Raw genomic sequence first — 7,107 nt, forward strand, 5'->3', positions numbered from 1 at the left:
CCAGCCGCACGCGCAGCGCCCCGGCCTCCGCCGCGATCACCACGGCGTGGCGCCCGGCCAGCCCGGCTTCCGGCGCGTTGACGCGGTGCGCCGGCCCGCCGCGCGGACGCAGCTTCAGCGAGACCAGGATCCCGCCGGCCAGCAGTGCCAGGAACACCGCCACCGAGACCGCGAAGCCCGGCGCGGCGACGAGAAGCAGCAGCCCGGTTCCGATCGCCGCCAGCCCGATCCACAGGAACCACACGCCGGGCAGCAGCATCTCCGCGCCGAGCAGCGCCAGCCCGGCGAGGATCCAGATCAGCCCCGGGTCCATGGGCTCGGTCCGCTCGGCGGCGCGGGCGGCAGCGTGCCGGGCGGCGGGGGCGCTGCCGGCGGCCGGACCGCGCTACCGCCCGAGCCCGGCATGCGCAGCAACTCCATCGCCTGCGCGATGCCGCCGACCAGCGAGGCGCTTTCCATCGGCACCACGACCAGCCGCGAAGCCGGGTTGGCCGCCAGCGCCTCGAAGGCCTTCACGTATTTCTCCGCCACGAAGTAGCGCAGCGCATCGCCGCCCGACCCGGCCGCCGCCTCCGCGACCATGCGCGTGGCGTTCGCCTCCGCCTGCGCCAGGCGCTCGCGCGCCTCGGCATCCCGCATCGCGGCGTCGCGGCGGCCCTCGGCCTGCAGCACCAGGGCCTGCTTCTCGCCCTCGGCCCGCGCGACCGTGGCACGCCGCTCGCGCTCCGCGGTCATCTGCAGGTTCATCGCGCGGATCAGGTTCTCCGGCGGCTCGATCTTGCGGATCTCGACGCGGCTGACCTTCACGCCCCAGGGCTCCGTCGCGCCGTCCAGCACGGTCAGCAGCGTCGTGTTGATCCGGTCGCGGCCGGACAGCGTGGCGTCCAGGTCGAGCTCGCCGACGACCGAGCGGATGTTGGTCATCGCCAGGCTGGTCAGCGCGAGCGCCAGGTCCTGCACCGCATAGGCCGCCTTGGCCGGGTCCATCACGCGGTAGTAGACGATGCCGTCGGTCGCGACCGTCGCGTTGTCGCGCGTGATCACCGCCTGTTCGGGGATGTCCAGCACCACTTCCTGCACGTTCAACCGCCGGCCGATGCGGTCCACATAGGGGATGATCAGGTTCAGCCCGGGCTGCAGCAGCCGCGTGAAGGCGCCGAAGCGCTCCACCGACCACACCTCGCCCTGCGGCACGGTGCGGATGCCCTGCGCCACCGTCACCACGGCCAGCACCACGATCGCGATCAGGACGACGGTCGCAAGCGACAATTCGGGCATGGCAGGACTCGGCTGTTGCTGCTCTCGTCCGGCAGCGTAGCAACTCTCCCTCTTTCCCGCGCGCCTGTTCCGCCGCAGCATCCCGGGGCACAGGGGGAGGGGGCGGCACGGCATGGCGGACCAGGGCGCGCGGAACCTGCTGGTGATCCTGTCCGACGAGCACAGCCCGAAGGCGCTGGGCTGCGCGGGCCACCCCTATGTCCGCACGCCCAACCTGGATGCGCTGGCCGCCCGCGGCACGCGCTTCTCGGCCGCCTACACGCCCTCGCCGATCTGCGTCCCGGCCCGGGCGGCACTGGCCACCGGGCAGGGCCTGCACGCCATGGGCCGCTACCACGACAATGCCGACCCGTACGACGGGGCCGTGCGGTCCTGGCACCACGCGCTGCGCGACGCCGGGCACGAGGTGGTCTCGATCGGCAAGTTGCACTTCCGCGGCCTCCCGGGGGACGACCACGGCTTCTCCGAGGAGAAGCTCGCCATGCATGTCGTGGACGGGAAGGGCGACCTGCTCGCGCTGATCCGCGACGAGGGCGCCCCGCCGCGCAAGGGCGCCGCGAAGCTCGCGGCCTCCGCCGGCCCCGGCGAGAGCGACTACACCCGCTACGACCGCGACATCGCCGCCGCCGCGCAGATCTGGCTGCGGGAGAAGGCGAAGGCCAGGCCGGACCGGCCCTGGTGCCTCTTCGTCTCGCTCGTCACGCCGCATTTCCCGCTGATCGCGCCGCCGGAGCACTTCTACCGCTACCCGCCCGAGGTTGTCGGCCTGCCGAAGCTCTACGCGCCGGAGGAACGGCCGCAGCACCCCTTCCTGGCCGACTACGCGGCGACCATCCCCTACGACAGCCACGTCCCCGATGCCGCGACCGCGCAGCGCATGCTGGCGGGCTATCACGGCCTCGTCTCCTTCATGGACGAGCAGGCCGGCAAGATCCTCGCCGCGCTGGAGGACAGCGGCCTCGGGGAGAGCACCCGCGTGCTCTACGCCTCCGACCACGGCGACAATGCCGGCGCGCGCGGGCTCTGGGGCAAGTCCACCATGTACGAGGAGAGCGTGGGCGTCCCGATGATCCTGGCCGGCGCCGGCGTGCCGGCCGGCAAGGTCTGCGGCACGCCCGTCAGCCTCATCGACGTCTTCGCCACGGTGCTGGACGCCGTGGGCTGCGCCGAGGAGCCGCCGCCGCGCTCGACCTCGCTGTTCGAGATCGCGCGCGGGCTGGATGCCGGGCGGCGCGTGGTCAGCGAGTACCACGCCAGCGGCTCCCGCCAGGCGGCCTTCATGCTGCGCGAGGGGCGGTGGAAATACGTGCGCTACGTGACCTATCCCGCGCAGCTCTTCGACCTCGCGACCGACCCGGAGGAGCTGACCGACCTGGCCGCCGACCCGAGGCACGTCATGGACGTCACGCTGCTCGAGCTGAAGCTGCGCGAGACGCTCGGCAGCGACCCGGCCGTGCTCGATGCGGAGGTGAAGGCGCGGCAGGCGGACACGCTCGCCGCGAATGGCGGGCGCGGCGCGGTGCTGGCCCGCGGCGACCTGCCCTATTCGCCGCCGCCCGGGGTCCGGCCGGCCTGGTCCTGAGCGCCGCGCTTCAGCCTCAGCGGAGCTCGTTGTCGCGCACGGACGGCCGCCCCTTGTGGTCGGTGCGGGACGCCAGCGCCTTGTCGAGGACGCGCCGCGCCTTCTCCAGCGCCCCGTCGATTGCCAGCGGGATCGTCTCGGCCTGGTGCGTGACTGCGACGGGCTGGTGGTGGGTGGGCCGCGCCTCGATCATGCAGCGCTTGTCGGCCGGCCCATGCTTGCTGGCGTTCACGTCGGCGAGATGCACCTCGACGCGGGTGAGCTGGCTGGCGAAGCGGTCGAGCCCCGCCGCGATGGCCGCCTCCACCCGGCCGGTGAAGTCGTCGTCGCCCGCGGTGTCGTGGGTGTTGATCTGGATGCGCATCCGGTCCTCCCTGTCGCAGGTGCCAACGCCGTCCTGCCCGGCGGGTTGACCCGCTACATCGTCCCCATGGTCCGTGGCAGCCACAGCGCGATGCCCGGGAAGGCGATGACCAGGGCCAGCGCGACGCACATCGCCAGTACCATCCACACCACCCAGGGGATGGTGGATTCCATGCTGACGCCGGCGATCCGGCAGGACACCATCAGGTTGACGGCCATCGGCGGCGTGAACTGCCCGATGGCGATCTTCATCGTCAGGATCACGCCGAACCAGGTCAGGTCCCACTCGAAGGCGCGGGCGATCGGGATCAGCACCGGCAGCAGGATCAGGAAGATCGAGATGCCGTCCAGGAACATGCCGATGACGACCAGCGCCACCACCAGCAGCGCGAGCGTGCCGTATTCGCCCAGGCCCAGCCCGACGATCCAGTTGGCGATGGGCTGGACGATGCCGAGCGTGGAGGTGGACCAGGCGAAGACGCTGGCCAGCGCCACCACGATGAGGATGACGGCCGAGATCTCGCCCGCCTCGACCAGCATCTCGTAGACGTCGCGCAGGGTGAGCGAGCGGTAGATCACGAAGCCGACGAACAGCCCGTAGAACACGGCCATCACCGCGGCTTCCGTCGGCGTGAAGGCACCCACCCGCATGCCGCCCAGGATGACGACGGGGGCCATGAGGCCCCAGAACGCCTCCTTGAAGGTCTGCCAGACGCGCAGCCGCTCCTCCTGCTGCGACTTGCCGCCGAAGTCGTTGATCCAGGACAGCGCGACGACCGCGCCGATGATGGCGACGCCCGCCAGGATCCCCGGGAACATCCCGGCCATGAAGATCGCGGGCACCGACACGCCCGGCACCAGCACGGCGTAGATGATGAAGGCGATGGAGGGCGGGATGAGGATGTCGGTCGCCGCCGCCGCGCCGACGGTGCTGGCGATGAAGGGGCGCGGGTAGCCGTCCTTCACCATGCTGCGGGTCACCACCTGGCCGACGGCGGCGCTGGTGGCGGGGCCCGAGCCGCTGATGCCGCCGATCACCATGGCGACGAGGACGGAGACGGAGGCCAGCGCGCCCCGCCCGGCGCCGACGATGGCCGTGGCGAAGCGCACCAGCCGCAGCGCGACGCCGGTGCGGTCGAAGACGCTGCCCACCAGCACGAACATCGGGATGGCGATCAGCGGATACTTCGCGATGCCGGCATAGACATTGGTGGGCATGGCCAGGATGGACTGGTCGGCCAGCAGGATGGCCAGCGCGCCCGCGAGGCCCAGCGCGACGCCGATCGGCACGCCGCCGACCAGCAGGACCAGGAAGGCGAGGAACAGGATCGCGCCGACCATGGCCGCTCAGCCGTCCTGCCCGCGCGCCAGCCGGATCAGCCGCCCCAGCGCGCGCGCCACCACGACGGCCGACAGCAGCGGCAGCCAGCCCGTGTACCACCAGTTCGGATTGCCCAGCCCGTTCGACAGCACCTCGAAGCGGTACTCGTCATAGGCCAGGCGGTAGCCGTACCAGACCAGGATGCCGAAGCAGAGCAGCGTCAGCGCCGTGCCCGCCATCTCCGCGATGCGCTGCCCGCGCCGCGGCATCAGGTCCACGAAGTAGCCGATCCGGATATGCCGGCCGGAGGCCGTGGCGACCGCGGTGCCGAGCAGCGCCACGATCACCATCAGCACCACCGAGTATTCCTCGGTGAAGGCCAGGCTGATGTCGGAGAGATAGCGCGTGGCGACGTTGGCGGCGGTGATCAGCGCCATCGCCGCCATCGCCGCCGCCACCAGCGCCTCCTCGACCTTCAGCGGAATGCGGGTCCTGGGGTTGGGGCGTTCCGCTGCAGGGTCGAGATCGGCCGACATCGAGGATCAGGCGCGCGCGCCGCGCACCGCCGCCTCGGCCCGTCGCACCAAATCCGCGCCGACCGTCTGCGCCCACTTGTCGTAGACCGGCCGCGTGACGCGGGCGAAGGCGGCCTTCTCCTCGGCGCTCAGCGTCGTCACCGTCACGTTGCGCCGCGCCAGCTCCTCGAGGCTGGAGCGGTCGGCGTCCACGCCGATGCCCTTCCGGCTCGCCGCGATCTGCGCCCGCGCCGCGTCGCGCGCGCATTCGATGACCAGCGTGCGGTCGGCCGCCGAGAAGCTGTCCATCACCTGCTTGCCCACCACGAACACGCCGGCATCGGCGACGTAGTTCCAGATCGTCAGGTGGCGCTGCGCCAGGGTGTCCATGCGGAACGCCAGGTAGAGGTTGATCGGGTTCTCCTGCCCGTCCACCGCGCCGGTGGACAAGGCGGGCTGCAGGTCGGCGAATGACATCTGCAGCGGGTTGGCGCCCATCGCGGTGAAGATCTCGCTGAAGATGGCGCCGGCGGCGAAGCGGATCTTCAGGCCGCGCATGTCCTCCGGCGTGCGGATGGCGCGGCGGGAGTTGGAGATCTCGCGGAAGCCGTTCTCGCCCCAGGCAACCGGCACCACCTCGCGCTGGGTCAGGGTGCGGAACAGCTCCTCCCCGATCGGGCCGTTGATGATGGCGTCGAAGCCGCGATGGTCGTTCAGCAGCCAGGGCAGCGAGAACAGGTTCATCTCGCGGATCTGCGGCGAGATGTTGATGGTGGAGAACACCGCGAAGTCCACCACGCCCTGGCGCATCGCCACCAGCTCGCGCGTCTGGTCGCCGCCGACAAGCTGGCTGCCCGGATAGACCTTCAGGTTGATCCGCCCGCCCGACCGCTGCGTCACCAGCTCCGCCCACTGGAAGGCGCCCTCGGAGAGCGGGATCGGCCGGTTGCCGACGACCGAGAGCTTGTATTCCGGGCGGTATTGCTGCTGCGCGCGCACGCGCATCGGCAGCGCGAGGCCGGCGCCGGCGGCGGCGAGCAGCGCCGTGCGGCGCGTGATCCTCGGGGTCATGCTGGTGTCCTCCCTGTGTACCGCGCCCGCGTCCCCGGGCGGCTCCGATTGGGCGGCAGCATGGCGGCCGATGGCGCGCCGGGGCAAGGGGGGCGCGCGCCGCCCTATTCGGCCCGGATGTCGGCGGCGCGCGCCACCTCGGCCCAGCGCGTCACCTCGGCCGCGACCATCGCCGCATACTCCTGCGGCGAGAGCCGGTTCGGCGCGGCGCCGAGCACCGCCAGCCGTTCCACCGTCTCCGGCGTGTTCAGCCCCGCAACCAGCGCGCCGTTGATGCGCTGCGCCGCTTCCGGCGGCATCCCGGCCGGGCCCGACAGGCCGAACCAGTTGGAGGCGATGAGGGTCGGAAAGCCGAGCTCGGCCACGCTCGGCACCTCCGGCCAGCGCGTGGCGCGTTCGGGCGTGGTCACCGCCAGCAGGCGCAGGCGGTCGTTGTTGCCGATGTCCGGCACGGCGGCGATCAGCCCCTCCACCTGGCCGCCGATCACGTCGGTCACGGCCGGCGCGCTGCCGCGATAGGGGACGTGGGTGATGTCCACCCCGGCCGCCCGCTTCAGCAACTCAAGCTTCACATGGCTCGAGGTGCCGACGCCGGTGGAGCCGAAGCGCACGGAGCCCGGCTGCGCCCGGGCGCGCGCCAACAGGTCGGCCAGCGTGCGGAACGGCCCGGTGGCGGAGACGGCGATGGCGCTCGGCACCGCGGCGATCAGCCCGACATGGGTAAAGTCGCGCACGCTGTCATAGGCGATGTTGCGGTTCACGGCGGGGCCGATGGCCTGGCTGGCGATGTTGGACAGCACCAGCGTGCTGCCGTCGGCCGGGCCGCGCGCGACAGCTTCCGACCCCACCGCGCCGCCCGCGCCGGCGCGGTTCTCGACGACGACCGGCTGCCCGACCCGCGCCTCGATCTCGCGCGCGGCGAGGCGGCCGAGCAGGTCGGCGGTGCCGCCCGGCGGGAAGGGGACCACGATGCGTAG

At 72.1% G+C, this 7,107-nt stretch carries 8 protein-coding genes; 1 reads left to right on the top strand and 7 read right to left on the bottom strand.

Annotated features, from left to right (window positions below; translation table 11 throughout):
* Together OZN99_RS21690 and OZN99_RS21695 are read right to left on the bottom strand one after the other, a co-directional pair.
* Positions 1–313 (bottom strand): NfeD family protein (locus OZN99_RS21690; protein ID WP_270937338.1); only part of this gene is annotated, 313 nt, incomplete at its 3' end.
* A complete protein-coding gene (locus OZN99_RS21695; RefSeq protein WP_270937339.1) occupies positions 298–1,278 on the bottom strand; it encodes an SPFH domain-containing protein in 981 nt (326 codons plus the stop codon). The genes OZN99_RS21695 and OZN99_RS21690, both read right to left, overlap by 16 nt.
* Before the next feature lie 112 nt (positions 1,279–1,390).
* On the opposite strand from OZN99_RS21695, the gene OZN99_RS21700 reads away from it, so the two are divergent.
* On the top strand, positions 1,391–2,860 hold the full coding sequence (locus OZN99_RS21700) for a sulfatase-like hydrolase/transferase (RefSeq protein ID WP_270937340.1): 1,470 nt from the start codon (positions 1,391–1,393) through the stop codon (positions 2,858–2,860).
* A 16-nt stretch (positions 2,861–2,876) separates the two neighbouring features.
* Here OZN99_RS21700 and OZN99_RS21705 read toward each other — a convergent pair whose 3' ends face one another.
* The 5 genes from OZN99_RS21705 to OZN99_RS21725 form a co-directional block, all read right to left on the bottom strand.
* A complete protein-coding gene (locus tag OZN99_RS21705; protein ID WP_270937341.1) occupies positions 2,877–3,224 on the bottom strand; it encodes an HPF/RaiA family ribosome-associated protein in 348 nt (115 codons plus the stop codon).
* A 53-nt stretch (positions 3,225–3,277) separates the two neighbouring features.
* Positions 3,278–4,564, bottom strand: a complete 1,287-nt coding sequence (locus OZN99_RS21710) for a TRAP transporter large permease (RefSeq protein WP_270937342.1) — start codon at positions 4,562–4,564, stop codon at positions 3,278–3,280.
* A 6-nt stretch (positions 4,565–4,570) separates the two neighbouring features.
* Positions 4,571–5,080 carry a TRAP transporter small permease gene (locus OZN99_RS21715; protein WP_270937343.1) on the bottom strand — a complete coding sequence of 170 codons (510 nt, stop codon included), beginning with the start codon at positions 5,078–5,080 and terminating at the stop codon, positions 4,571–4,573.
* Positions 5,081–5,086: 6 nt separating this feature from the next.
* Positions 5,087–6,130, bottom strand: coding sequence for a TRAP transporter substrate-binding protein DctP (gene dctP, locus OZN99_RS21720; RefSeq protein WP_270937344.1), 1,044 nt, complete (start codon positions 6,128–6,130; stop codon positions 5,087–5,089).
* A gap of 104 nt (positions 6,131–6,234) precedes the next feature.
* Positions 6,235–7,107: Bug family tripartite tricarboxylate transporter substrate binding protein (locus tag OZN99_RS21725; protein WP_270937345.1), on the bottom strand; the 873-nt coding region annotated here is incomplete at its 5' end.

This window comes from Falsiroseomonas oryzae, from assembly GCF_027856955.1.
Taxonomy (GTDB): domain Bacteria; phylum Pseudomonadota; class Alphaproteobacteria; order Acetobacterales; family Acetobacteraceae; genus Falsiroseomonas; species Falsiroseomonas oryzae.